Origin of the sequence: Nitrosomonas sp. PY1 (genome assembly GCF_022836435.1) — a bacterium.
Classification (GTDB): Bacteria; Pseudomonadota; Gammaproteobacteria; order Burkholderiales; family Nitrosomonadaceae; genus Nitrosomonas.
The window spans coordinates 31,885-57,704 of sequence record NZ_BQXC01000001.1; the positions used below are offsets into that span (position 1 = coordinate 31,885).

A 25,820-nucleotide genomic window follows, 5' to 3' on the forward strand; every position below is an offset into this window, starting at 1 on the left:
TTTTATTTCTATCAAATAGATAATTTTAAAATATAGTATGTATAGTTGTTGTAAAGCAATTGGATAATTTGTGGATAAGTAAGCGAGAATAATTTATTGTCGAGTTATACACAAATTGTTAACCTGATATCCACTAACCTCGTAAAATAAGGATTAATGCATTAAAATCACGACTTATCGTGGGATCTGACATACGTAGCTCATTAATTTTCTTACAGCCATGTAAGATAGTGGTATGGTCTCTACCACCAAAAGCTTCTCCGATATCAGGTAGGCTTAGAGAAGTTAACTCTTTAGCAATAGACATGGCCATTTGCCTTGGTCGTGCGACAAGGCGGGAACGCTTCTTAGAGTACATTTCAGAAACCTTGATTTTGTAGTAGTCTGCAACGGTTTTTTGAATATTTTCCACCGATATCTGCCGACTTTGTACTGCTAATAAATCCTTGAGCGCTTCTTTTGCTAAATCCAATGTGATTTCCTGATTGATAAAACGTGAAAAAGCTAACACACGTTTCAATCCACCTTCTAATTCCCGAACATTGGAGCGAATATGCTTAGCAATAAAAAAAGCAACGCTTTCATCGAGCTTGATTTTTTCCAGTTGTGCTTTTTTAAGCAAAATTGCTACGCGCATTTCGAGTTCTGGTGGTTCAACTGCAACGGTTAAGCCCCATCCAAAACGTGAAACTAAACGTTCTTCTAAGCCAGAAATTTCTTTAGGGTATGAATCACAAGTGATGATCACTTGTTTATGTCTTTCCACCAATGCATTGAATGCATAAAAAAATTCTTCTTGCGTGCGGTTTTTTCCACCAAAAAATTGCACGTCATCTACTAATAGCACATCAAGTGAATGATAATATAATTTAAACTTATCAAAAGCTTTGTGTTGATAGGCACTGACCACATCTGAAACATACTTTTCTGCATGTACATACCGAATTTTGGCATCTTTGTTACCACTAACAATGTGATTTCCAATGGCTTGAATTAAGTGGGTTTTGCCTAATCCTACGCCACCGTATATAAACAGCGGATTATAGGCAATACCGGGAGACTGTGAGACTTGCATTGCGCCAGCCCGAGCAAGTTGATTAGCTTTTCCGGTAACGAAATTATCAAAAGTAAAATTTGGATTTAAGCGACTTAGATTCTTTTTATTTGCACCGTATGGATTATTACTATTGGATGAATCTGTATCGCGAAGGTGCATTACAGACTCTGGGGGCGTAGAAATAATTGGTTGAGGTAAAGGTGGCGGTGTTTGAAGTGCATTATTTTTTACTTCAACGGGCTCTGAGAGCTTTAAATTAAATGCGATTTCTTTGGCAAAATAGTTTCGTGCCATTATTTCAATATGATGAATAAAGTTATCTCTTACCCACTGTGACACAAAGCGATTTGGTGCGATTAGTACAACACCTTCATCACTGTTTGAGGTGGGATCGATTTGTAATGGCTTAATCCAAGTATTAAATTGCTGCGCATTTAATTCTTTTTTGAAATGATCAAGGCAAGAAAGCCAAAAAGTATTTAGCGATTGCATAACCCTAAGATATTGATTTAATATAACTTATAGTTGGATAACTATCATAAATAGAACAAGGAACCGAAAATTTCACTTTATACTTCTATATTGTCTATTAATCGAGTTTTGGCGAGCCATGCTGCTACCAATACTACTAAAGGTTCGATACGATAACAGGCAGGAGACAGCGAAGCACGATCACAAATTTGAACGTAGTCTACTTTCCATCCAAGCTCTGTCAAACGCTGTGTAGCTTCTTCTTGCAATACTTGAAAATCTTTATTGTTCGAAATAATTTCTTTTTTGATGTGAAGTAGTGTTTGATAAAGATTACTTGCTTCAATGCGTTGTGACGGGTCTAAATATTGATTTCTTGAGCTGAGCGCTAGCCCATCTGATGCACGAACAGTTTCTCCAGCAATGATTTCAATCGGCAAATTGAGTTGCTTGACCATTTCTTGCACCATGTACAGTTGTTGATAATCTTTTTTACCAAAAATTGCCAGGTTTGGTTGAATAATATTGAATAATTTCAATACTATCGTTGTTACGCCACGAAAAAAACCAGGGCGAAATTTACCTTCCAAAGTATCTGCGATAGGTGGTAATGCTAACAAGAATTCCTGGTGTGTAGGAAAAAGAATTTTTTCATCTGGGATGAAAATAGTATTGACATTTAGTTCTTCAAGTAATAGACAATCTTGTTCAATGGTTCGAGGATATCTTGAAAAATCTTCATGAGGTAGGAATTGCAAGCGATTGACAAAGATACTGACAACCACTTCACTGGATAACTGTTTGGCTTGTTTTATCAGCGCTAAATGGCCAGCATGTAAATTACCCATGGTTGGAACAAAAGCAATCGATGATAAGTTCTGTAAATGCGCGCGAATAGAAGGAATATCTCTAAAAATTTTCATAATGTGATCAATATTCTAATATTCGTGCTCGTGATCAGGAAATTGTCCTGATTTAACAGCAGTAACATAATTCGCAATAGCTTGTTGAATACTGTTTGTGCCCGTCATAAAGTTTTTTACAAATCTTGGCTTTTTATCTTTGTATAGACCTAATATGTCATGAAGTACAAGCACTTGTGCAGAACAATCCTTACCCGCGCCTATTCCTATGGTAGGAATTGAAAGTGATTGGGTAATTTCTTGAGCCAATTTCGCTGGGACGACTTCCATTAAAAGCATTCTTGCGCCTGCTTTTTCCAATAATAGTGCGTCTTCAATCAGCTGCTTCGCAGATTGTTGTGAAGCACCTTGTAACCTATAGCCGCCTAATTGATGAATGGACTGAGGCGTCAATCCGATATGAGCACAAACCGGGATTCCTCTTTGTGTGAGAAATGCGGTGGTTTCAGCCATGACTTGGCCTCCCTCAATCTTAACAATGTGTGCGCCTGCTGCTAAGATTTTACTGGCATTCTCAAAGGCCTGCTGTGGGGATTGCTGATAGCTGCCGAATGGCATGTCTGACATAATAAGCGCTTTGCTCGAACCGTTTGATACACATTGAGTGTGATAAATGATATTATCCAAAGTCACTGATAGCGTCGTGCTTTCGCCCTTTAGTACATTACCTAGCGAATCTCCAATCAATAATATATCAACGCCTGCGTCTTCCAATATTTTGGCAAAAGTCGCATCGTAACAAGTTAAAGCAGTGAATTTATCATTATTTTTAATGTATTGCTGTAAGGTAGTAAGAGTAGTACGCATCGGTCAGGAAGAATTTCAGCGTTGAATCCATAGATTTTAATAAAATCATAATAACGCATTTAACATATAAGATTGAAACAATGCAGCGAATTTATTAATCTTTGAGGGTTAAATTCTCCGTTTCTTGGGGAGAAAGCAGTTTGAAAATCAGTAGATTGGAAAGCGTAGTTGATGCCGCCGCTGTTCACGGAGACGTGCTTGCTTTATTTATATTTTTATCCTTTAGAAAAGATTATTGGTGAATTAATAAAGTCAGCCAGTTAGAACCTCGACCAATGGAAATGAGCAATTCGCCCATTAATTATCGTAAAACGGTAATTATATTCGTCGATGCGATAAATCCACATTTCTCTTGTATTGTATATTGGATCCAAATTTATTTTTACGTGCGGCCTTCCCATGTTGGAAATTAACTTATCGATAAAATCGCCATTTGAAATAATGGCGTCATTTGGAGCACGAAACCCACTTAATGAGATGAATAGCATTAAGATGAGCAATATTTGCCATAGCTTTTTCATGATGCTCTCCTTTTCCAGATCAGTTCAATCTAAATAAATTTGAATATGGCGTCACTATAAAGCTCAGGAAATTAATACAAGCTGAACAAGGAGTAAGCACATTGAAAACTATCGTGATACAAATGCAATATTTACGTATGACCGACTCTTTTAGTTGATTTGCGAAGAAATAATGCGCATGGATAAAAAGCCTGCATGATTGAATCTGATACTATTTGTGATTTAAGTGCCTGAAAAAAATGTTTATTGTTATTTCTCCTGCTAAAACATTGGATTTTGAGTTTCCTACAAATTTCGCTTTGTATACACAACCAGATTTTCTTGATGATTCGGCTGAATTGATAGATGTATTAAAAAAATTAGAGCCTGATCAGATTGGTCGGTTGATGTCGATCAGTCCTGCTCTGGCAACACTCAATTCCAATCGTTATATCGCCTGGAAGCGACCGTTTACGCAAGATACCGCTAAACAAGCAGTGTTAGCTTTTAAGGGAGATGTGTATATAGGGCTTGATGCAAATACACTTAGTACATCGGAGCTTGCGTTTGCACAAAATCATTTGCGAATTTTATCGGGATTGTATGGTTTGCTACGCCCGCTGGATTTGATTCAGCCTTATCGATTGGAGATGGGCACCAAATTTAAAAATCAACGCGGTAACAATTTGTATGAGTTTTGGGGTGATAAGATTACTCAAACTATAAACCAAGAAATGGAAAAACAGAAAACCGATGTTTTGATTAATTTAGCATCCAATGAATATTTCCAAGTGATACAACCACATCGGCTTAATGCGCGTGTTATTACGCCAGTATTTAAAGATCAAAAGAATGGCATATATAAAGTGATTAGCTTTTTTGCTAAGAAGGCGCGTGGCATGATGAGTCGCTATATTATTCAGAATAAACTAACTAAACTGGAGGATATTCGTTATTTTGATAGAGCTGGTTACCAGTTTAGTCAAAATGACAGCAGCGTAGATCAATGGGTTTTTTACCGGGCGGAATCCAAAGTAAATTAACCCGTTAAATAGGTACTAGAATTTATGAATAATCAGGAATATATTGAACGCGCTCAACGATATGTTCAATTGTCAAATCAAGGCGATTTGACGCAAATACAACGGATGTTTGCTTCGCATGCTGTTTACTATTCTGCGTACTTTGGTGAATATGTTGGTAATCAATCGATTCACGATATGATGTGTGAATTCTTTGGTCGTTTTCAGGATGCGCACTGGCAAGTTGAAGAATATCGCTGTATTGAAGAAAGAGGAGTGGAATTTGATTTTGTCATGACCGGAACGAATATTTCTACAGGAGAATCTGTAGAGCGCTATGGATTGGAGAAGATTTTTTTTACTGCCGCGGGATTAATCGAGAAAATTGTCGTATGTAAGGCGAAGAAACCACATTTTAAGCAGTAATGGTTTCCTTTTTTGTTTTGATGTGTATCGAGGTTACCTCAATCGATTATCATTGTTCAGTATAAAATTGCCAATAATGCCATTATTGACAACAAACTCATACCCACCCTCGTTTAAGCCATAAGTAGATAAAGCAATGATTTCTTCATACGGAACGCAATCGGTCAAAGGATCGTTCGTAAATGTATTCACGATATCAATCGAAATCACAAAACGATTTTCAATCAAGCGTTGATAGACTTGCCCAATTCTTTGACTGCAAATAGAGTTTCTATCCAAAACACGTAAGAATACCTGCGTTGGAAAAGAGTCGGTTATGATAACCTCGGTTACATCCAATTCCATTTTCGGTGGCGCTATACGGTAGCTCAATAAATTCCACGCATTTTTCCCCGGATCAAACTGCAACAAAGCATCCTGATACAGACCAATTTGATCAAGTGTGTCAACACGAGGAATTTGTAAGCTACCATTCTGATATAGCGGAAAGTGTTTTAGATCAACCAAAGTTTCTGCGATAGCAATCGTTGCAAGCAACGACGTTATTAATGGGCTGGCGACACCCCAAAGCAAAAATATTTGGCGCTTATGGCAATTAAAAATCACTATATCGCGAAGATCTTTTACGAGCAAATCGAGGGAGGATCAGGCCCAATATTAAGCCACCAAATAAAACTAAAGCGCCAGTGATAAACCAATCCCTATTTTTACGTGCTTCTATTTCACTGCTTTCATTTTGCAGTATGTTTAGGCGCTCTTCTGCATCAGCCAATTTGTCACGAAGTTTCTTATTATCCGCTTCAATATTCAAAACATTCGCAGATGCGGCCTTTAATGAGGACAATTGCTCGGTTAGTTTTTTATTTTCACTTTCTAATTGCGAAATAAGCTGTTTGGCGTTCTCATGCTCGTTTCTGATAGTTTTTAATTGCTCTATCACAGAGACATTAGCGTCTTCTTTCTGGTTCATGCTTTTAAGCAGTTGCTCCAGTTGAACCCGGGCGGTAGGCTCTGCACTAAGATAGCGCGTTAAGATCCAGCCTTCTTGACCATTGTTCGTCTTAACCCGTGTATGCCCACTTTCTTTATCAACTTCTAGTACTTCAACAGGCGTGCCGCTCTTAAGCATTCTCAAAATAGCATGACTTAACGTTGGGCCACGGCGCAATGTTACTTCTAACTGGTCGGATACATAACGCGTTTCTGCAGAAATCGAAGTAGTAAATAAAAAGCCTAAAAGAAAAAAAAGAAAAGCGCTGCTGTCAATACAGTTTTTCATTATTTTTTAAAGTAAGTTCCAAACTAATAAGTTCTGGCTTTTGGTGGAAAAGATTCCACAGTGAAAGGTTTCAATCGAACAGGTTTGTAATCTAATCGATTGTCTTGACTGAAAAACAGAGTGTGCTTTAACCATTTGACATCATCGCGTTGCGGATAATCGTCGCGTGCATGTGCACCACGGCTTTCACATCGAGCTTCGGCGGAAAACATGGTTGCAATGGCTATTTCCTTTAAGTTATCTAATTCCAAAGCTTCCGTGCGGGCGGTATTAAAGGTTTTGCTTTTGTCTTTTATTTCCGTGTGTGCTACTCGTTGCCCGATTTCTAGTATTTTATCTAATCCTTGTTTCAGAGTATCTTCAAAGCGGAACACACCGCAATGTACTTGCATGGTTTTTCTCAAATCTACCAACACCTGTGCTACGCTCTCGCCATCTTTTTGGTTTTCCAAGCGTGCGAGTCGCATCAGCGTTTTATCGCCAGCATCTGCGGGTAAAGGCTTGTGGTGAGGATGAGTCTTCAAATCTTCAATGATTTGATTGGCTGCGGCTCGTCCGAATACGACCAAATCCAGTAGAGAATTGGTACCTAAACGATTGGCACCATGCACTGAAACACATGCGCATTCGCCCACGGCATAAAATCCCGACACGACTTCTTCCGGCCCTGTACCATAAGGCGCCACGACCTGCCCTAAGTAGTTTGTTGGAATTCCTCCCATCATATAATGTACGGTTGGCACTACTGGAACAGGTGCGGAAATCGGATCGACATGTGCAAATTTCATCGCTAATTCACGGATACCAGGCAGACGAGATTTGATGATATCTGCACCCAAATGATCTAATTTTAGTAATACGTGATCGTTTTCTTCTCCACAACCTCGGCCCTCCTTAATTTCGATGGTTATCGATCGTGCAACAACATCTCTGCTTGCTAAATCTTTGGCATTTGGCGCATAGCGTTCCATGAAACGCTCGCCATCCTTATTTAATAAATAACCGCCTTCACCACGTACTGCTTCACTAATGAGTACCCCAACACCATAAACACCGGTCGGATGGAATTGCCAGAACTCCATATCCTCAAGCGGAATTCCGGCCCGGGCAGCCATACCTAAACCATCGCCGGTATTGATCCAAGCGTTGGTGCTGGCTTGAAAAATACGCCCACCACCACCCGTGGCAAACAGTGTTGCTTTGGCTTGTAGTAACACCACTTCACCGGTTTCCATTTCCATTGCGATAACGCCCAGTACATCGCCTTGTTCATCGCGTATCAGATCTAGCGCCATCCATTCAATAAAAAACTGTGTATTGGCACTGACATTGCGTTGATACAACGTATGTAATAGCGCATGTCCGGTACGGTCTGCTGCTGCACAAGAACGTGTCGCTTGCGCACCACCGAAATTCTGTGATTGCCCGCCGAAGGGGCGCTGATAAATTTTGCCACTTTCTAAGCGATCAAATGGCATGCCAAAATGTTCCAATTCATATACAACTTCATTCGCTTGCCGGCACATAAATTCAATGGCGTCTTGGTCACCGAGATAATCGGAGCCTTTCACTGTATCGTACATATGCCAATGCCAATTGTCTTCGGTCACATTACCTAAAGCTGCGGCAATGCCACCTTGCGCCGAAACGGTATGTGAGCGAGTTGGAAATACCTTGGAAAGTACGGCTACTTTCAATCCGGCTTCTGAAAGTTGTAAGGCAGCCCGCAAGCCTGCGCCACCTGCACCAACAATTACTACGTCAAATTTTCTTTGTGTTATTGTCACGCTAATTCCCTGTATTCCATAAAATATTCGCAGCCCATACGGTATAAAACAATAAGGAAACGATCACCAGAATCTGCAACGTCAGACGAACTGCGGTCACATGTATATAATCCATCAGAACATTTCTCAAACCAATCCAAGCATGCCAAAATAAGCAGATGAAAAAAATCAGGGTAGCAAATCTTATCCATTGTTGATTAAATAAATTTTTCCATGCTGTATAGTCGTGATAAGGTCCGGTAGTTAATATCACGATTATCATTGAAACCAGATAAGACACCATCAAGACAGCAGTAACACGCTGTATGAGCCAATCCTTCAAACCATAGTGTGCTCCAGTTACCGCAAGTTTGCTTTGCTTTACCATAGTAGCAATCCAGTTAAAGTAGTTAACATGATGCCCACGACAAACACTAAATAAGCGCTGGTGCGTGCTTGTTGCAATTCGACACCGATATGTTGGTCCAACAATAAATGACGAATTCCCGCACATACATGGTGAAAAAAGAACCATAGCGGAGGTAATATTATCAACATCATCAATGGATTCTGTAGATTTTTCTGCAAGTAATCGAAGCTTTCCTGAGAACCAAGAAAATCTTGAAAAATACACAGTAATACTGGAATGCCAGGGAAAAAAAGCAATACGCCCGTGATTCTGTGAATAATTGAAACTATAGCAGGTAAAGGCTGCTTAATTTTTAGAAGATTCAGATATTTAGGGCGGTTAGAATATGTTTTTGCTATCATGCTGAAAGTTCTTATGTAGAAATTTTGCCACCAAAACTCAATTCTGCTTGTACCTAAACAACGTTTGCAGCAAGTGTAGACCGTTATGCTGAATGATACAAGCCAGTTTTAACTTTTAGATAAATAGGGTTATATGTGGATAAAAAGTATATGCTTGTTTTATTAACGGAAGCTGCTGGCAGGTAAATTTTATGGTTTATGAAATGCTAACAACAATAAACCGCCTACCGACAGCAAAAGGACTGTCAACGCAATCAGTGTATTACGCTGATATTTTTGGGAGAGTTGTTTTTGAGGGTATACTGAAATGATAAAAGGATATCCACTCTTTTCAGGTTTTGCGATGATATTGACGTCGGGTTCTAGTACTAGCTGAGCGTGAATTTGTTGCGCTTCCAAGCGCGCTTGCTGTCGTGCAACTTCCCATTCTGGTTGATTGATAACTCCATCGCGGTTGCTATCAAAGCGCCGCTGCAAATCTGCTTGGTCTTTTTTCCATTCGTTCAGTAAATCGATCATAATAGCGCGCTCTTTGTGTTGCGTGCTAGCTGAGACTGTTGTGAATTGACCTAAGATATACAATGATTGTCCTGGCAAAATAAGTGATTCGCTATAACGATAATGATTAGAAAATCCATGTATCAGTGATTGACTTTCCAATAAAAGTGTTTTGGTTGGCCATTCGGTATTGCCATACCAGGCCAGGTGTTCGCTGCCATTTACTTCTGCGTGCGCTGGATCGACATAGCAACTGCTATCAGCGTCCATTAATTTAAACCGATAGTCACTGGTACGGTTATAAACAATCCGCCAACGCGATTGTTTGCGATTATTTTCGATAACCGATTCTTCTTGCTCGATTTGGCTGTGATACCAAAGGCAAGGGTGATTCGATAGTGGTGCATAAATCGCTTGATCATCGATAAACTGCCCTTTTCCGCTGACTTCCACATAGCCTTGATGCGCAGATCGTAGCTTGGTGGTGGGTGTATCTTCGATAATCCTCGACCGCTTCCAGTTTCTTATCGCTAGGTACAGGCTGATGCTAGCTACTAGCAGGCATGACAATACAGCAAATTCCCAGTCCTCACGCGACATGTCAGAAAACAGAGGATCCATGCTGAACGTGTTAGCGAAATAGCTGATTGATATTGACGTCAGTCGTTTCGGTGGAATTGAATTCCAATAAATCCCGTGGTGTAAAATGGAACCAGCGTGCAATCAGAACATCTGGAAATTGTTCGATGCGTACGTTATTGATTTTGGCCGCTTCGTTATAGAACTCTCGGCGATCTGCAATGGTGTTTTCCAGTCCGGTAATTCGAATTTGCAGGTGCTGAAATTTCTCGCTGGCTTTGAGCTCAGGATAGTCTTCCGAGACCGCAAATAAATTACCTAATCCGATACGCAAACTATTTTCTGCCGAACCTAATGCACTCATATTACTGGTTTCTCTCGCGGCAGCCACTTGCGAGCGTGCTGCAATCACTTGTTTCAGCGTTTCTTGTTCAAAACCCATGTATTGCTTGCATGTTTCCACCAATTTAGGAAGCTCGTCATGACGCTGCTTCAATAATACATCGATGTTCGACCAAGCCTGAGACACATTGTGTTTGATATCCACCAGGCGATTATAGATCAAGACACCATAGATAATAACGATGGCAATCAATGCCAATAGTATATAAATGAAAGCTTCCACGGTATAAATTCTCCTTTTATCAGTCAGGCAATGGTTAATATACCTGATCCATTATTGTATGAACGGTGTAAAAAGAAGGCTTATCAAAATGGTATTTTTTATCATGACTTATCATAGAGATATGTACTCGGGTCGAATTTTTAATTTTATTGACGCGAGTGGGCCTTATACTATGTGTGGGCTATTACAAGTATCAATCACAGCGAGGAGAGTGCGTTGCGAGTATATTATGGAAATCGATTTGAGCGAATTAAGCTTATTAAGCTGTCAGTGTTGTTGCTTTGCTTGACTGTTTCTGCAAGTGTTTGGTCGCAATCTCAGGAATCAAAAAGCATTACTATCCACTTGAGTGAGGAAGGCCCGGGTGGGTGCGAGCTACTTGGCAGAGTAAAAGGTTCTTCAAAAGAAAACGATCAGGATGCTAATGACGATAAAACACCTTACGTTGATCGACTGATTAAAGCGAGAAACCGCCTGCGAGAAGAGACTGCAAGGCTGGGTGGTAATACGGTCCATATTCTTCGTGCCAATAACTCAGGAAAATATGAAGCACCCGGTGTGGACAAGGAAATTTTTTATATAGGCGATGTTTATCAATGTAATTGAGTGTAGTTAACTTGTAGTCCCCCGCGGGCTTTGCCACGGGGTTGTTTATTTCAAGCAATTGGCATTGATGCGATCAATGCCTTGGTAATCAAGATATAAACAGGAATACCGATGGTTACATTATAAGTAAAAGTCAATCCAAGTGAGGCTGCCAGGGGTAGTGTGGGGCTGGATTCCGGAATCGCAATGCGCTGAACAGCAGGTACAGCGATATACGATGCTGCTCCACATAATACTGCGAATAGAACATACGTGCCTACTTCAAATGGATGTTGAAGCAACATACTATAGCCATGAGCAATCATGATACCGATCGATGCAAAAACATTAGGGGCTATTAATCCGAATGCAATAAAACCAGAGCCACCAAGTTTCAAGTCTTTAAGTTGCGAGCAGGCAGTCATTCCCATTTCCAAAAGGAAAAGACATAGAATACCTTGAAATAAAACTACAAAAAAACTGTCGTTAGCCTCAGTAACTTGCACTCCTTGTAGCCTGGAAATGAAACCAATTGCAATACCACCGAATAGCAAAAAAATACCGGGATTGAGAAAGATTTCATGCAGAATTTTTTTGTTGAATACGGAATGGCTATGCATCGTGTCATGAGCTTTAACAGTTTTCGGATCATAGTCGGGTTCTCCCGGCATATTGCCATTTTGGTCCATTTTTCCGGAATGGCGAATCTTGGAAGCAAGATAAAGTGCAACAAGGCATCCGGGAATTTCCATGACAGCTAGCATGACCGGCATATAGGCAGCAAATGCAATATTGGCTGTAACAAGGACGCCCATACATGTTACAAACGTACCGGCCGAATCTGAGCCGTAATAACCTGCTACCGTTGCCGCGTCAAGCTGTCGTAGTCGGGTCATGCGACGCAGTGCAAAATATGCGACTAAGCCAATAATTGTATTTGTAAAGAAACCGATAATCATGAATCCAAGTGCAATTTCAAGATCGGCAAACTCAAGTTCGGCTAATTCTTCACCGCCATGCCAACCAATCGCAATGAGTAAATAAATCGTTATGCCTTTATAAAGTGCGACAGGATATTCTAAGGGCACTTTTAATAAAGTAATCAGAAATCCTAAATAGAAGAATAATAGTAAGGGTTTAAATAGATTGTGCGTAAAATTAAAAATGAACTCTTCTAACATTTCAATACTCCTTTTGTACCTATGTAATGAGTTCTAAAGTACGGAAAATAAAGTAAGAGCTATCACTCTTTAGGTAAGAGCCTAATCAAACTGCCGACAATAGAAACAAAGCACTTTGCCATTGCAAATAATAGACCTTTTAATCTAGATGCAACAGCAGAGCATTTACTTAAGTATTTTTACTAAGGGGTATTAGTAGTGAGGTCATATCGTTATGGTTTCTTGTTTCGAGTCGACTTTAAAGAAACCCGGAATAGGGTGCCAGATAAAAGCCTAGCAAGTATTTGTGTGAATCTTGCTCTGATGAGCTTGCCGATAAATTTTCCAGCAATAGTGAATTTTGGCATTGCGAGAAAAATCTTTTGGTACCATGGCTTGGCTGATGTCTTCAATGATCAAATCATCGAATGCCTGATGGTCCATTTTAAAGCGTCGGAAATTGGTGGAGAAATAGAGTACTCCGTCTTGTGCAAGTAGCGTTACGGCATTGTAAATCAAGGGCACATGATTATTCTGAATATCGAAGGCCTCATCCATCTTCTTGGAATTGGAGAAAGTGGGTGGGTCAAGGAAAATTAAATCGAATTGCGGCTTGGGTTTGCAGTGCGTTTGTGCGGCTAGCCATTGCTGGCAATCGGCGCGTATGAACTGATGGTCGCCTTGAATACCATTGAGGGTAAAGTTTCGTTTCGCCCAGTCCAAATAAGTATTTGACATATCGATAGTTAGTGTAGAACGGGCGCCGCCGATAGCTGCGTGAACCGATGCGCTTCCGGTATAAGCAAATAAATTCAGAAAACGCTTATTCTCAGCTTGTTGTTGAATCATTAAACGCATTGGGCGGTGATCGAGAAACAATCCGGTATCAAGATAATCCTCAAAATTCACCCAAAATTGACACCCACCCTCTTCAATAATATGAAAGCGGCGCGAATTATTTATTTTTTCGTATTGCTCAGTGCTTTTTTGCTTGCGACGGATCTTTAAAAATACTTGTTCCGATGGGATGTCAAGTACCTTGCTGATTTCATTGAGTGCGCCGGCTAGTCGATGGTTAGCTTTGATTGGATCAATCGATTTGGGTGGTTCGTACTCCTGCACATTCACCCAAGTTTTTTCGCCTTGGTATACATCTACAGCAACCGCATATTCCGGTAAATCAGCATCATACAGACGATAACAATGGATGTGGTGACTCTTAATCCATTGTGATAATTTCTTTAGGTTTTTGCGTAACCGATTGGCAAACATCTCGGCGTGACTATCCGTTGTTGCGGCTCGAGCGCGAATATTGATTTGTTCAATACGCTCCTGTTGAGATTTTGCTTTAGGCTCGAAAAAGGTATTTTCATCGATATTCAGACGCAACAATTTACATTCCAGCGCACCATTAAATAGCGTAATAGGTTTTTGTGAACGGACTCCGAGGCGAAAACCTAGTTCTGGATTACCGATAATGATGGCGGCTTGCCAACCGATAAAGCGCTGCTTTAGTACCTCGCCAAAGGTACGATATAGTGCTGCCGCTTGAGTTTCATCATTAAGTCGTTCGCCATAAGGAGGATTGCAAACGAGCAGCCCTTTCGGCCAACTTTCTGCGGCAGATATTTCCGCAATATCTCGTTTTTCAATGTGAATTTTGTTTTGCAGTTCGATATTTTCGATATGTTGCAGCGCGGCCGTGACTGCACGGCGATCCTGATCAAAGCCTACGATGACTGGTAATTTATCGATACCAATCGTGCGCCGTTGCTGAGCCTCATTTACCAGCATTTGCCACAAGGCTTCATGGTGTTGTTTCCAACCCAAGAAACCAAAGTAATTACGTTGTAAGCCAGGTGCGATATCGCACGCAATCATCGCACCTTCCGTTAGTAAGGTGCCGGAACCACACATCGGATCAAGCAATGAACCGCCTTGTGCAGCCACAGCAGGCCAGCCTGCCCGTAACAAAATCGCCGCCGCCAAGTTCTCCTTCAGCGGCGCAATAACTGGCGTGTCGCGATAACCTCGCTTGTGTAAGCTTTCACCTGATAAATCCAGGCTCAATTGTGCCATTTCATGATGCAGATAAACATTCACCCGAATATTGGGACGTTCTGTATCAACGTTAGGGCGAGTGCCAAAACGGTTGCGCATTTGATCCACAATGGCATCTTTGACTTTGAGTGCGCCGAAATGTGTATGGGTAATCGCCGGATTATTTTTACTGTTAAACGAAACCGCCAGACTGTCATCCGCATTCAAATGCTCTGACCAGTCGATCCGTTGCACACCTGCGTAGAGATCCTGCTGCGATCGCACTTCGAAACTATCCAATAGCAGTAAAATGCGGTTGGCCGTGCGCAACCACAAGCAGGCCTGGTAGGCGAGCTTCAAATCCCCCTGGAAGGCAACACCAGCCATCTTCAGCTGTATGTTCTTGCCACCAAGAAGTTTGATTTCATTCGCCAAAATATCTTCCATCGCTTTTGGCGTAGTGGCAAAAAGTCGATAATCCGTCACGATGGGATAAGAGGCAAAGCAGAAATACAGTGAGTGTCCGCGTATAAGGTCAAATAGTAAGCGACTCTATGAAAACAGTTTGTTAAAACAACGGTGATCAGATTTTTTTATCGACATAATAATGCCGTAATGGTCTTAGGCTCTCATCTAATTCATATACCAACGGCCTTCCGGTAGCCAATCTGGATTTCATTACTTGGCCCGGAGTCAGATCATCCAGTAGCATCATCAAAGCACGTAGTGAATTGCGATGCGCTACCACCAAGGTGCACTGATTGTTTTTTAACTGTGGTTTAATGATGTTATCCCAATGTGGTTTCACACGTGCAACGGTTTGTTCCATGCTTTCACCTAATGGTAGTATGTTTTTGTCAATGTCAGCATAATTAGGATTGTTGCCGGGAAATCGCATGTCTTGAGCATTTATCGTTGGAGGAATTGCATCAAATTGAACCTGGCAACCTAGAATAGGCCAAACGCCGAATTTCGTGACGGCATATAACCGCCCGAGGTCTTCCAGCGCGCCATAATGCCGCTCATTTAATCGCCAATTTTGATAAATCGGTCGATTTGCTTGCTCCATAACCGCCAGTACAATTTGTGCTGTGGCGATAGCGCGTTGCAATACGGAAGTGAAACAAACATCAAATTGATAACCTGCTTTTTGTAACATTTGCGCTGCTTGTACGGCTTCTCTTTCACCCTTGGCGCTTAACGCAACATCACTCCATCCAGTGAATTTCTTTTGTTGATTCCAGATGCTTTCGCCATGCCGAAGGAGAATCAGCTTTTTGGTTTTGAGCACAGCGGGTTTGGCGATTGTCAGTGCAGAGCTGGTAGTATTTTCAGTCATTGTTATAGTTTCCTATTTATTAGCGGCGGAAGATTCACGCCAGATTTGTTGTAACGCGTCCCACAGGCCGTTACGCACCGTCTTTAAATATTGGGTATTGTCGGTTAAACCGTTGACCAATCGGCGTTGCGCCGTACCTAAGTTATGATAAGGCATGCTCATGAATAGATGATGAGTGGCATGATAACGCAATCCAACCGGCGCCCATAGAGGGGTGGTTAAAAAATTTCCGGGTATATTAATGGAATCAAGATATTGATCCGCTAAAGTCATTTTATGATCGCCTGGATTGCGATAAGCATGCGCTGCCAATGTACGCAGCGAATTAAGCATGAATACCGTTACCGCAACCAAATACCATAATATCAGCAATGAATAAGGTATTACATCGATTATCATCAAAATTGCCACGATAGCAACGAATAAAAAGGTTGCTAATTCCTGTTGACGCCAATTTAAATCATTACGAATGGCATTTTCGGATCGCCGATAAGTAGGATCTATTGTGAGCGATGAAGCGCGCTCCCAAATGATTTTTCTTAGGGGTGGGATTAAATAAGATAAGGGCGTTAGTATCAGATAACGAAATACTAATAACAAAGGTATCAGAAAAGACAGCAACACATAGATAATCATTTCTGCGGGCTTGCTCACTGCGAATGGCAGGTATTCACCATCCGCCCGGGTACCGTAAACATCAGGCTTATGATGATCATTATGTACACCATCATACATAAAGGATGGAATCATGAAAGGGATGCCGCTAAGTGCATTCCATACTAAACGAAAATTCTGGAAAGTGCCTTTTTTCAAGTGTGCCAATTCATGCACAAATATCGCTGAACGATACAGTGCCAATACAGCAACGATAAAGCTACCGATTTGCCAAAGTGAAAATAAGGGCGACAGCAGCGCGGTAAAAAATGCAGTCCATCCCAGCGTAATATGCACTGTAAAATCAATCCAATAAATCCAAGGATTCGGGGTCATTAAATCACGCACTAAGTGATGTGCTTCACGAAGTGGAAATTCTTTGGTGTAAGGGGTTTGTTGTTCGGTCACGGGCCTCTCGTATTGATATTTTCTGCCAATTTAAAGCCAGCACTGCTGGATATGTTGCATAATCAAGTCATTCTGCGTTACGTCAGTTAAATTAACCTGCTTTAAGTCAGGCATAGCGGGCCAACCAGCATCAATAAATTTCATATTTGCAAAAGTTTTGTGCTGAGCGTACCTTGGAATTACGTGAAAATGCACATCCGGATCGACCATCATGAGCATCAAGTAATTAATCTTATCGTACTGAAATGCTTTTGCCAGCGCAGATTCAAGTTGCCCTGTTACGGTATGCAATTCGGCAAAGCTCGCGGAGCTCAAATCGGATAATGCCCGCGCAGGCTCATGTGCTGCAAGAATCAATGCGCCAAGGGTTGCTTGCGCTGGACGCAACAACACAGACCAGTGGCGATATTGCCTAATGATGGTTTGTGGCGCACCAAACTTAAGCATGGTGGCGTTGAAAGACGGTAATTCAGTTACACTCATAATTCAACTTGGCTGATCAAACATCATGCCCGCTCGCGACAAATCTTCGATGAAATCAATTTCACACCAACGATATCCTTGAATCGAACACGAATTGACCAAATGCTGCTTGGCCAATGCATCGATAATCGATAGATACCATGACTTCAATTCAGCGGGGTGACGCAGTGCTGACTCGATGGCTTGACAGAAAATTTGCGGGCCTTGCTCGCGAAAATAGCTCAAGCCGATGGATTCCGCATTAACCTGATGGATTGGTACAATTTTACTCACCTGTTTCACCCAACCATCGGTATCCAATTGTACTTTCATATCATCCGCATCATAAACATCTTTTACATCCACACTCAGTGTAATAGGCACAGATTCAGAATTCAAGACCTTGGCCAAAAGCGCGGGCTCGACCAGAGTATCTCCATTGAGCAATAAAAAATCGCTACTCATTTTGTGACGAGCCACCCAGCAACTGGCTAAATTGTCCGCCACTTCAAAAAAAGGGTTGAACAAGATATTGATCTTATGATTTGCATAACGCTGCTGTATCAGTGCTTCAATTAAAGCTATTTGAAAGCCAGCAATAATGATGATTTCATCAACTCCGACGCTGAGCAAAGCATCAATCTGCCAAGCCAACACGGGTTTATCAGCAACAGTAAGCATGCATTTGGGCGTATTTTCAGTCAACGGGAGCAGCCGTCTCCCCTGGCCGGCGCTGAGTATAATGGCTTTCATGTGGTTTTTGACGATACAATGGCCCGATTAATTATGTCGCTATTTTAAACAGTAATACTACTCGTATGGCGTAATTCTGTAGCGATACGTTGCGTCGTTTGCAGAAAGTCTTCGACTTGCGTCAATGTGTTACTGCGCCCTAAGCTCACCCGCACGGCGCAGCGAGCTAGCATCGGATCGACTTGCATGGCAGCTAGCACATGGCTCTGACCTGGATTGACACTGGAACACGCTGCTCCTGCAGCTACAGCAAATCCTGCTTTGTCGAGTTTTACCACCAAAGTATCGCCTTCGATATCGGGTAGCGCAAAATAAGAGGTGTTGGATACACGTGAAACTTCTGCGCCAAAAATTACGGCACCCATTGCAAGTAGTCCTTTCTCCAGATGTTCTCGTAGTGGCAGGATATGCTTTGTCGTTTCATCTAAGCGGGATTGTGCCAACTCACAGGCAGCACCTAATCCAACAATGGCTGCTACATTTTCCGTTCCTGAGCGCAAGCCATTTTCATGACCACCGCCATAAATCAGTGGCCGGAGCATTAACCGCTTATCGACAATCAATGCAGCAGCACCTTTGGGACCATAAATTTTGTGTGCGGACAAAGTCATGGCTTGTACTTTCAACTTGGGAAAATCTACCGGAATTTTCCCAAATCCCTGAACTGCATCGGTATGTATTATCGAGCCTTGCACGTGCGCCATATCGGCAATGGATGAAACATCCTGAATTACACCGGTTTCGTTATTTACCAACATTACGGAAACCAATGCAGGTTTATCGCGTTGCAGGAGCTTTTCTGCCGCTTCCAAATCAACCTGCCCGGATGTATTGGTTGGGAACATATCGATGCTCCAAGGATCGGTTATTCGTTTCGACAATGCCAATGCTGGCTTCAGCACGCAGGGATGCTCGATAGCGCTAATAAGCATATTGGCAGGTTTTAAACTGTCGGCGGCACCACGAATGAATAGATTATTAGCTTCGGAGCCGCCGCTAGTAAAAATCACCTGCACGGGTTGTACGCCGACTGCATTAGCGACTTGTTTACGCGCTTTATCAATGGCACGCCGCGCAGCTATGCCATAACTATGTCGGCTGGATGCATTACCGAAATTCTGCTGCAGATAAGGCAGCATTGCTTCCAGTACCGCATCATCAAGACGCGTTGTAGCGTTGTGGTCAAAATAGTTAAATTCCATTAATTCACAAATCTATCTATTGAATGAGAGATAATGCAATTTTAATGGGTATTTCGGTTGGTAGGCATGAAATTTATTACAGTACTTGTTGTTATATTACTGCTTTTGCTATGTCACTGGTTATTGATCGATTTTCCTCATTTTGAATCAGATGACGCGTACATAATTTATCTTACATCGACGCTTGATTGGTATCATTTTTTATACGTTCCTGAAATCTATCAACAGCTTTCGGCTGCTCATTTGACTCCGTTTGCGGTGCCGTTTTATACATTGATTCAGGAATTTTTCCCGTTTTCCCCAGGCGCTTATTTAAATATCATGGTCATTCTTTTGGCCTTATGGATGTTTTCTTGCGTGTTTTTTTTGAAAATACATTTCAGATTACCTAATGCTGACATGGTTCTTTTCGGCGTCTTGATTCTGTCAGTTTCCTCGATTGGCACCATTCTTAATCGATTCTATACCTCGCATTATTTGTTAAGCGGCATTCTCGGTACGGTTTCACTGATTGCTTTAAGCTACTACAGCCAAACACGGCGTTCGGTTTTTTATTGGATTGCAACGGTGCTGATGATTCTGGCGCTAATGTCTAAGGAAATCATGATAGCTATTCTACCGATTAGTTTTTTCCTGTTTCTGCAAAATCGATTCTTAGCTAAGAAGATTTTCATCACCGGTATTTTTATTGTAGTTGGGTACTTTGCTTATCGCGGTTATATGTTGGAACAGTTAATCGGTACACGTGTTGCCAAGGGAGGGCTGACTCAAGGATTGGTTACGATTTATGAAGCATTGCCGGGATTTATAGATTGGTACATAAGTGGTCGAGTGCTACTATCTTTAGCACTCATCGGTGCTTTTTTTCTTAGCCCATTGACAGTACTTGCAGGGCTTGTCGTTGCCGTGATGCTTGCAGCTCCCACGCTTGCGGCTCCTCATGGATACAGTTATCCAGAACTTCATGCTGACCGCCTTTTTATTGCCAGTGACTTTGCTTTAGCTGCAACTGCCACGCTAGGATTTGCTCGCTGGCGGCAGCAAAAGCAACATTTTAATCGCCCTATGATATTAGCAGTGGTAGGTGGCATAGTTATCGCGGGTTTTGCTCGATCGCTCTACCAAACTAATCTTTACGATGAGCAAGTTCCTAACTCGAGTGAATATCGCATCACACAAACGATTTTAGAGCGTCATTCTTCTGCAGATGCAATCTATTTCCCGGAAAATTATGTTTTAGGCAGCTTGGTTGCCGCATTAAAGCATAAATACTCGCGCCCTCATGAAATTACTGCAAACTGCCTTGAAGCTTTGCAATGGAGTGGTGGAAATATTTTATTGTTGAATCATCACGGTCAAATCGTCTCTCACGCAACACTCGCTGAGAATTGTAGCTCAATGGATTTCACTCCATCGCTTAGCGGAGATGTGATTTACGATCGAGGAATACTACATTGGGATATTGTCGGCGCAGAACATTTGGAAGCAGGTGTTTATTTCCAAGAGCACGCCTTGTATATAGGAAACCGCCAGTTCCAAGAACGGTTGATTCGTCCATCCGTTGGAGAAAAATACAAACTCTATGCTAAGGAAGGAACGCATTGGTGGTTTTCGGAAGAAAAGGAAGTTGTTTTTAGGTGACAGTGTTTAACAGATTGTACGATTGATGAATAAAATTGCGTATCATTGAGATATCCGGTTTTCTGCAACAAAAATCTGTGCAGTTCAATATAAAACAATCATCGATATTTTAGTCAAGGTTGCTTTATAAATAACAAAAATTATTAAGAGGAATCGGGCCTCGGTTAACTTGCTGTTTAACTTATTTCATAAGGAGAAATGTAATGCCTGATTCAAATTTTAATTATGCGGGAGTAAATCCGTTTGGAATGGACGATCCTATCTATGTGGATATCGATGGCGATAGCGATCTGGACGCATTTGTAGGTGACAAGTTTTATCAAAATACTGGCAGCAAAACCAATCCCGTCTTTGCTGCGCCAATCTCTAAGGCATTTGGATTAGGATTGCCTGATATGGGGCTTGGGGGAGGATCGGCATTTTTGGATATCGATGGCGATGGTGATCTGGATGCTTTCACCGGAACTTATGAAGGAAAGACGCTCTTTTATCGAAACGCCGGAACATCCAGCAAGCCGTCGTTTGCACCAGCAGTAGAAAATCCTTTTGGCTTGAGTAAAATATCTGCAATAAGTTCTTCTACTTTCGTCGATATCGATGGCGATGGCGATATGGATATGTTTTCTGGTAGCGCGTATACCGGTACTTATTTTTTTAAAAACATCGGTACCGCAACGAACCCTATTTTTGAAAAACCCGTCATAGATCCCTTTGGTATGACAACAGGCAGAGGTTATACCTCTCCTACTTTTGTCGATATCGATGGTGATGGTGACCTAGATCTTTTTATTCAAAAAGATCATTATCAGTACAGTGGAGTGGATTTTTTCAGAAATATCGGTACGGCGAGTAACCCATTTTTTTATCAGGATACACCGACCCGGTTTGGGCTCTCGAATGACAATAACTACGTGAGTTTGACTTTTGCCGATATCGATGGCGATCACGATATGGATGCTTTCATCGGTTCAGCGTTTTATAAGAATTTAGGTACAACCGTTGATTTACCTAATTTTTCAAATTTTATTTGGGATACAGGTATCGACAATGCCACCCTGAGTCTTACGCCAAACCCTACATTTACTGACATTGATGGCGATGGCGATATGGATGCGTTTATTGGTCTTGGCTATGATGGTCACGAAGACCCCAATTCTCCAAATTCAGTATCGGGAAATGTGCTGTTTTACAAAAATATCGGTACAAAGGATCATGCTTCGTTTGCAGTTGCAGTTAAAAATCCTTTTGGTTTGAAAGATGTAGGGCAGGATGCCATACCGACATTCATCGATATCGATGGCGATCGCGATCTGGATGCTTTTATCGGTAATGCAGCGGGGGATACACTGTTTTTCAAAAATACGGGCACCGTTACCAATCCTGCTTTTGCGGCGCCAACTACGAATCCTTTTGGCTTGATTAAAGTCAACGGTGGTTCGGATCCAAAATTCGTGGATATCGATGGTGATCACGATATGGATGCATTTATCGGCAATCAGTATTTCAAAAATACGGGTACCCAAACCAATGCTAAGTTCAGTACGCCTGTAACCGATCCTTTTGGATTGGGTGTTTCGCCAGACTTTCTGGATATCGACCGTGATGGAGATTTCGATGCCATCTCTGGAGATACGTTGTTCCTTAATAAAGGTAGTGCCACTAATCCTGAGTTCTCAACCGGGGTTTATCTTGATAGCTTAAACAATGCTGGCTATCGTGTGGCACCAATCAATCATAGCTTTGTGGATATCGATGGAGATGGGGATTTCGATTCATATACAACACTCCTGTCTGAATATCCTTCCCGGTCGCCATTTGGCGGTTTTGACATCAATAACAAAGCACCCAATGTTTCCAATCTGACAGCACCTGAACAGTATACAAAAGGCGTTTCTTTAAATTTACAAAATATCGTTATCGAAGATTCAGACGTCAACATTGCAGTCACACTCAAATTATCCAATGCGGCTGTGGGCAAATTGAGTACGGCTACGTCTGGTACCGTCACATCAACGTTCAATGCAACTACAGGGACATGGACTGCATCGGGTAAATTGGCCAATGTGAATACACTACTGGCTAATTTGCAATTCATTCCAGCCAATAATGGAACTGATAATTTTACTGTCGTTGCAACGGTTTCGGATAATCAATCGACACCTCTGGTGGCGACAAAATCTTTTAAAATCCCCGGTTCTTCACTGTTGAATGCAACAGTCGGTAACGATAATCTGATTGGAACAACGGGTAATGATACGGTCAATTATGCTTCGGCTACCGGCCCAGTAACAGTATCATTGAATATCACAACTGCACAAAACACTGTTAATTCTGGTATGGATAAATTGATCGGTATCGACAATCTGATCGGTAGTAAATTCAATGATCGTTTGACCGGGGATAGCGACGACAATGTTATTCAAGGGGATGCGGGTAACGATGTCATTCGTGGTTGGTCAGGTGCTGATACGATGCTGGGTGGTGCGGGTAATGATACTTATTATGTTGAGAATGCCGGAGATGTTGTCACCGAGCAGTCCAATGCGGGGATTGACCTCGTCAGCAGCAATCTTTCCTATACACTGGGACTTAATTTGGAAAACCTTACATTGACGGGACCAAATGAAATTGATGGTGTAGGCAATGAACTCAATAATAAGCTCATCGGTAATATCGCCAGGAATTTGCTTAGTGGTAATGCAGGTTCCGATATTTTGAAAGGAGGCGGTGGAGATGATTATCTCAGTGGCGGTTCTGGTAAAGATACCTTGACGGGAGGTACCGGTAAAGATACTTTCTTCATTGGCTCAACAGATGCCTTTGATACGATCACTGATTTCAGTGTGGCGGGTGACGATATCATTGAATTAGATAACGATGTTTTCACATCTGTGGGCTGGGGAGAATTGGCCAACGAGCAGTTCCGAGTCGGATCTAAGGCGCTCGATAGCGATGATTTCATCATTTATAATAACGCTACAGGTGCGATTTTTTATGATGCAGATGGTAATGGCGCAGGTGCCGCGCTGCAAATCGCCAAGGTAGGTATCGGACTCGCATTAACGAATACAGATTTTGTTGCGTATTGATTCTTGAAGATAATCGCGGGAAAATAATACTGATATTCAGCAGAATTATTTCCCCGTGTTTTTGAATTAAACTTGCATGTTCATAACTTCTTGATAAGCAGTAACTAATTTATTGCGAACTTGCACCATAGATTGAAATGAGACATTAGCTTTCTGCAATGAGATCATCACCTCATGCAAGTCGATATTAGGTTGATCGCTGATAAATTGCTCGCTTAACGTATCTGCTTTTTTCTGAGCATTGTTGATTTGATTAATTGCAGATTCCAGTTTTTCAGAAAAATCAACTTTCCCTACGCTGTCGACGTTTCCGTCTTTTTTAGTTCCTGATGCTAAAGCTGAGGTTGATTGCAATTGCTGAAGAATGCTGTCAATAGCTGATTTATCCATAGCTTATCTCTCTACATGTAAAACTTATCAGTTCATTCATCACGGACTTAATTTTCTTGATTGATCAAGCGATATTGTTGTAGCTTATATCGCAGCGTTCTTTCAGAAATTCCCAGTTTCTTAACGGCCAATTTGCGTGAACCATTAACGGAAGCTAATGTTTCAAGAATATGTTTACGTTCGAGTGATTTCATATCTTGAGGAGAATCCTCTGTATATTTTTCGTTCTTCAGTGAAGAAAGCTTATTCTCAGGTAAATGAATGTGTTCTACATCGATTTCATCAGTTGCCAAAATCATGGCACGCTGTATGACATTTTCTAATTCACGAATATTTCCCGGCCAGGAATACTGAATCAATTTTTCCATTGCCACTGGCGTAACTCGGAAAGGCAGCTGGTCGTTTTGTTGAGCATTTGTTCCTACCATCTTGAGCACTAGCGGTTCAATATCCAAAGGTCGTTCTCGTAATGATGGAATTTCTATCGGAAACACATTGAGTCGATAATATAAATCTTCTCGGAATTGACCATTTTTAACCATCATCGGCATATCGCGATTTGAAGTCGCTAAAACTCTGATATCGAGTTTGATCGTTTTATGTCCACCAATTCTTTCAACTTCTCTTTCTTGAAGTACTCTCAGTAATTTCGCTTGTAATTCCAATGGCATTTCGGAGATCTCATCCAGTAACAGAGTACCTCCTTCGGCTTGCTCAAATTTTCCAGGCTGAGCTTGTGTCGCCCCGGTAAATGAGCCTTTTTCATAACCAAATAATGTCGTCTCAAGTAGATTCTCCGGGATGGCTGCGCAATTAATGGCAACAAAAGGTTGTGATGTCCGTAGAGAATGTCGATGAATATAATGAGCAATGACTTCTTTTCCACAGCCACTTTCGCCCGTTAACATAACGGTCGCTGGTGATTTTGCAACACGCCTGGCAAGCGATAACAACGCTCTAGTTTTTGGATCATTGGCAATTACTGAATTATCTTGATCGGATTCCGATAATGCATAGCGTTTAATATAAACAAGCAAGCTATCTGGATCGAAAGGTTTAAGTAGATAATCACAAGCGCCTGTACGCATCGCAGTTATCGCTTTGTCGATTTCTCGATAAGCTGTCATCAGTAACACGGGCAACTCAGGGTTCAAAGATTTAATTTTCTTTAACAGCATCAATCCATCCATTGGTTTCATTTGTACATCGCTGACCACCATTCCAATCGGTTGCGTTTGGACTATAGTCAGTGCGTCGTGGGCATTCGCAGCCGCGACTGCCTCATAACCGGATAACTTGATGGTGGTACAAACCGCTTCAAGCAAATCTTGATCGTCTTCGACCACTAAAATAGGCAGTGTTTTTTGCATGCG

General features: G+C 41.6%; 25 protein-coding genes. 5 read left to right on the top strand and 20 right to left on the bottom strand.

Annotated features, from left to right (window positions below):
- Nucleotides 1–133: 133 nt before the first annotated feature.
- From dnaA to W03_RS00150, 4 genes are all read right to left on the bottom strand, one after another.
- Nucleotides 134–1,549, bottom strand: a complete 1,416-nt coding sequence (dnaA, locus tag W03_RS00135; protein WP_244070209.1) for a chromosomal replication initiator protein DnaA — start codon at nucleotides 1,547–1,549, stop codon at nucleotides 134–136.
- Nucleotides 1,550–1,626: 77 nt separating this feature from the next.
- Nucleotides 1,627–2,451 carry a pantoate--beta-alanine ligase gene (gene panC, locus W03_RS00140; RefSeq protein ID WP_244070211.1) on the bottom strand — a complete coding sequence of 275 codons (825 nt, stop codon included), beginning with the start codon at nucleotides 2,449–2,451 and terminating at the stop codon, nucleotides 1,627–1,629.
- A 15-nt stretch (nucleotides 2,452–2,466) separates the two neighbouring features.
- Nucleotides 2,467–3,258 carry a 3-methyl-2-oxobutanoate hydroxymethyltransferase gene (panB, locus tag W03_RS00145; protein ID WP_244070212.1) on the bottom strand — a complete coding sequence of 264 codons (792 nt, stop codon included), beginning with the start codon at nucleotides 3,256–3,258 and terminating at the stop codon, nucleotides 2,467–2,469.
- 260 nt (nucleotides 3,259–3,518) lie between these two features.
- Nucleotides 3,519–3,779, bottom strand: a complete 261-nt coding sequence (locus tag W03_RS00150; protein WP_244070214.1) for a hypothetical protein — start codon at nucleotides 3,777–3,779, stop codon at nucleotides 3,519–3,521.
- A gap of 239 nt (nucleotides 3,780–4,018) precedes the next feature.
- Here W03_RS00150 and yaaA point away from each other — a divergent pair, with 239 nt between their 5' ends.
- Nucleotides 4,019–4,801, top strand: coding sequence for a peroxide stress protein YaaA (gene yaaA / locus W03_RS00155; protein WP_244070216.1), 783 nt, complete (start codon nucleotides 4,019–4,021; stop codon nucleotides 4,799–4,801).
- Between the two features lie 24 nt (nucleotides 4,802–4,825).
- Nucleotides 4,826–5,206 (top strand): nuclear transport factor 2 family protein, encoded by a 381-nt coding sequence (locus W03_RS00160; protein WP_244070217.1) that lies wholly within the window; start codon nucleotides 4,826–4,828, stop codon nucleotides 5,204–5,206.
- Between the two features lie 33 nt (nucleotides 5,207–5,239).
- Here the strand turns inward: W03_RS00160 and W03_RS00165 are convergent, their stop codons facing one another.
- The 7 genes from W03_RS00165 to W03_RS00195 form a co-directional block, all read right to left on the bottom strand.
- Nucleotides 5,240–5,812, bottom strand: coding sequence for a hypothetical protein (locus tag W03_RS00165; RefSeq protein WP_244070219.1), 573 nt, complete (start codon nucleotides 5,810–5,812; stop codon nucleotides 5,240–5,242).
- A complete protein-coding gene (locus W03_RS00170) occupies nucleotides 5,802–6,485 on the bottom strand; it encodes a TIGR04211 family SH3 domain-containing protein (RefSeq protein WP_244070220.1) in 684 nt (227 codons plus the stop codon). Before W03_RS00170 ends, W03_RS00165 begins: the two co-directional genes overlap by 11 nt.
- 23 nt (nucleotides 6,486–6,508) lie before the next feature.
- A complete protein-coding gene (sdhA, locus tag W03_RS00175; protein WP_244070222.1) occupies nucleotides 6,509–8,272 on the bottom strand; it encodes a succinate dehydrogenase flavoprotein subunit in 1,764 nt (587 codons plus the stop codon).
- Between the two features lies 1 nt (nucleotide 8,273).
- Nucleotides 8,274–8,639, bottom strand: a complete 366-nt coding sequence (sdhD, locus tag W03_RS00180) for a succinate dehydrogenase, hydrophobic membrane anchor protein (protein ID WP_244070224.1) — start codon at nucleotides 8,637–8,639, stop codon at nucleotides 8,274–8,276.
- Entirely contained in the window at nucleotides 8,633–9,022 is a 390-nt protein-coding gene (sdhC, locus tag W03_RS00185; RefSeq protein ID WP_244070226.1) for a succinate dehydrogenase, cytochrome b556 subunit, read from the bottom strand. The genes sdhD and sdhC overlap by 7 nt, the downstream gene beginning before the upstream one ends.
- A 189-nt stretch (nucleotides 9,023–9,211) precedes the next feature.
- Nucleotides 9,212–10,141, bottom strand: coding sequence for a GIDE domain-containing protein (locus tag W03_RS00190; RefSeq protein WP_244070228.1), 930 nt, complete (start codon nucleotides 10,139–10,141; stop codon nucleotides 9,212–9,214).
- A 10-nt stretch (nucleotides 10,142–10,151) separates the two neighbouring features.
- Nucleotides 10,152–10,724 carry a LemA family protein gene (locus tag W03_RS00195; protein ID WP_244070230.1) on the bottom strand — a complete coding sequence of 191 codons (573 nt, stop codon included), beginning with the start codon at nucleotides 10,722–10,724 and terminating at the stop codon, nucleotides 10,152–10,154.
- Nucleotides 10,725–10,940: 216 nt separating this feature from the next.
- On the opposite strand from W03_RS00195, the gene W03_RS00200 reads away from it, so the two are divergent.
- The gene (locus W03_RS00200; RefSeq protein ID WP_244070232.1) at nucleotides 10,941–11,330 is read left to right on the top strand and encodes a DUF4156 domain-containing protein; all 390 of its coding nucleotides are present in this window, start codon (nucleotides 10,941–10,943) and stop codon (nucleotides 11,328–11,330) included.
- Nucleotides 11,331–11,380: 50 nt separating this feature from the next.
- Here the strand turns inward: W03_RS00200 and W03_RS00205 are convergent, their stop codons facing one another.
- The 7 genes from W03_RS00205 to W03_RS00235 all read right to left on the bottom strand — a co-directional run bounded on the left by W03_RS00205 (nucleotide 11,381) and on the right by W03_RS00235 (nucleotide 19,327).
- A complete protein-coding gene (locus tag W03_RS00205) occupies nucleotides 11,381–12,490 on the bottom strand; it encodes a sodium-dependent bicarbonate transport family permease (protein ID WP_244070234.1) in 1,110 nt (369 codons plus the stop codon).
- A gap of 273 nt (nucleotides 12,491–12,763) precedes the next feature.
- A complete protein-coding gene (gene rlmKL / locus W03_RS00210; protein WP_244070236.1) occupies nucleotides 12,764–14,995 on the bottom strand; it encodes a bifunctional 23S rRNA (guanine(2069)-N(7))-methyltransferase RlmK/23S rRNA (guanine(2445)-N(2))-methyltransferase RlmL in 2,232 nt (743 codons plus the stop codon).
- Between the two features lie 97 nt (nucleotides 14,996–15,092).
- The gene (locus tag W03_RS00215) at nucleotides 15,093–15,848 is read right to left on the bottom strand and encodes a 2,3-diphosphoglycerate-dependent phosphoglycerate mutase (protein WP_244070238.1); all 756 of its coding nucleotides are present in this window, start codon (nucleotides 15,846–15,848) and stop codon (nucleotides 15,093–15,095) included.
- Between the two features lie 12 nt (nucleotides 15,849–15,860).
- A complete protein-coding gene (locus W03_RS00220) occupies nucleotides 15,861–16,910 on the bottom strand; it encodes a fatty acid desaturase (RefSeq protein WP_244070240.1) in 1,050 nt (349 codons plus the stop codon).
- A gap of 30 nt (nucleotides 16,911–16,940) precedes the next feature.
- Nucleotides 16,941–17,393, bottom strand: coding sequence for an HIT family protein (locus W03_RS00225; RefSeq protein WP_244070242.1), 453 nt, complete (start codon nucleotides 17,391–17,393; stop codon nucleotides 16,941–16,943).
- Nucleotides 17,394–17,396: 3 nt separating this feature from the next.
- A complete protein-coding gene (locus W03_RS00230; protein ID WP_244070244.1) occupies nucleotides 17,397–18,125 on the bottom strand; it encodes a sugar phosphate nucleotidyltransferase in 729 nt (242 codons plus the stop codon).
- Nucleotides 18,126–18,169: 44 nt separating this feature from the next.
- Nucleotides 18,170–19,327 carry a cysteine desulfurase family protein gene (locus W03_RS00235; protein WP_244070246.1) on the bottom strand — a complete coding sequence of 386 codons (1,158 nt, stop codon included), beginning with the start codon at nucleotides 19,325–19,327 and terminating at the stop codon, nucleotides 18,170–18,172.
- Nucleotides 19,328–19,393: 66 nt separating this feature from the next.
- Here W03_RS00235 and W03_RS00240 point away from each other — a divergent pair, with 66 nt between their 5' ends.
- The gene (locus tag W03_RS00240) at nucleotides 19,394–20,968 is read left to right on the top strand and encodes a hypothetical protein (RefSeq protein ID WP_244070248.1); all 1,575 of its coding nucleotides are present in this window, start codon (nucleotides 19,394–19,396) and stop codon (nucleotides 20,966–20,968) included.
- A gap of 203 nt (nucleotides 20,969–21,171) precedes the next feature.
- Nucleotides 21,172–24,057 (top strand): FG-GAP-like repeat-containing protein, encoded by a 2,886-nt coding sequence (locus W03_RS00245; RefSeq protein ID WP_244070250.1) that lies wholly within the window; start codon nucleotides 21,172–21,174, stop codon nucleotides 24,055–24,057.
- 66 nt (nucleotides 24,058–24,123) lie between these two features.
- On the opposite strand, the gene fliE is transcribed toward W03_RS00245, so the two are convergent.
- Complete coding sequence (gene fliE, locus W03_RS00250; protein WP_244070252.1) at nucleotides 24,124–24,447, bottom strand: flagellar hook-basal body complex protein FliE; 324 nt, start codon at nucleotides 24,445–24,447, stop codon at nucleotides 24,124–24,126.
- A 47-nt stretch (nucleotides 24,448–24,494) separates the two neighbouring features.
- Nucleotides 24,495–25,817, bottom strand: a complete 1,323-nt coding sequence (locus tag W03_RS00255) for a sigma-54 dependent transcriptional regulator (RefSeq protein ID WP_244070254.1) — start codon at nucleotides 25,815–25,817, stop codon at nucleotides 24,495–24,497.
- Nucleotides 25,818–25,820 lie beyond the last annotated feature (3 nt).

Coding starts and splice junctions, on each gene's coding strand:
- W03_RS00190 (WP_244070228.1), bottom strand. CDS start 10,141: ATGGATCCTCTGTTTTCTGACATGTCGCGTGAGGACTGGGAATTTGCT.
- W03_RS00205 (WP_244070234.1), bottom strand. CDS start 12,490: ATGTTAGAAGAGTTCATTTTTAATTTTACGCACAATCTATTTAAACCC.
- W03_RS00150 (WP_244070214.1), bottom strand. CDS start 3,779: ATGAAAAAGCTATGGCAAATATTGCTCATCTTAATGCTATTCATCTCA.
- sdhD (WP_244070224.1), bottom strand. CDS start 8,639: ATGGTAAAGCAAAGCAAACTTGCGGTAACTGGAGCACACTATGGTTTG.
- W03_RS00230 (WP_244070244.1), bottom strand. CDS start 18,125: ATGAAAGCCATTATACTCAGCGCCGGCCAGGGGAGACGGCTGCTCCCG.
- W03_RS00170 (WP_244070220.1), bottom strand. CDS start 6,485: ATGAAAAACTGTATTGACAGCAGCGCTTTTCTTTTTTTTCTTTTAGGC.
- W03_RS00255 (WP_244070254.1), bottom strand. CDS start 25,817: ATGCAAAAAACACTGCCTATTTTAGTGGTCGAAGACGATCAAGATTTG.
- W03_RS00225 (WP_244070242.1), bottom strand. CDS start 17,393: ATGAGTGTAACTGAATTACCGTCTTTCAACGCCACCATGCTTAAGTTT.
- W03_RS00245 (WP_244070250.1), top strand. CDS start 21,172: ATGCCTGATTCAAATTTTAATTATGCGGGAGTAAATCCGTTTGGAATG.
- panC (WP_244070211.1), bottom strand. CDS start 2,451: ATGAAAATTTTTAGAGATATTCCTTCTATTCGCGCGCATTTACAGAAC.
- yaaA (WP_244070216.1), top strand. CDS start 4,019: ATGTTTATTGTTATTTCTCCTGCTAAAACATTGGATTTTGAGTTTCCT.
- W03_RS00160 (WP_244070217.1), top strand. CDS start 4,826: ATGAATAATCAGGAATATATTGAACGCGCTCAACGATATGTTCAATTG.
- panB (WP_244070212.1), bottom strand. CDS start 3,258: ATGCGTACTACTCTTACTACCTTACAGCAATACATTAAAAATAATGAT.
- fliE (WP_244070252.1), bottom strand. CDS start 24,447: ATGGATAAATCAGCTATTGACAGCATTCTTCAGCAATTGCAATCAACC.
- sdhC (WP_244070226.1), bottom strand. CDS start 9,022: ATGATAGCAAAAACATATTCTAACCGCCCTAAATATCTGAATCTTCTA.
- W03_RS00235 (WP_244070246.1), bottom strand. CDS start 19,327: ATGGAATTTAACTATTTTGACCACAACGCTACAACGCGTCTTGATGAT.
- W03_RS00240 (WP_244070248.1), top strand. CDS start 19,394: ATGAAATTTATTACAGTACTTGTTGTTATATTACTGCTTTTGCTATGT.
- W03_RS00215 (WP_244070238.1), bottom strand. CDS start 15,848: ATGACTGAAAATACTACCAGCTCTGCACTGACAATCGCCAAACCCGCT.
- dnaA (WP_244070209.1), bottom strand. CDS start 1,549: ATGCAATCGCTAAATACTTTTTGGCTTTCTTGCCTTGATCATTTCAAA.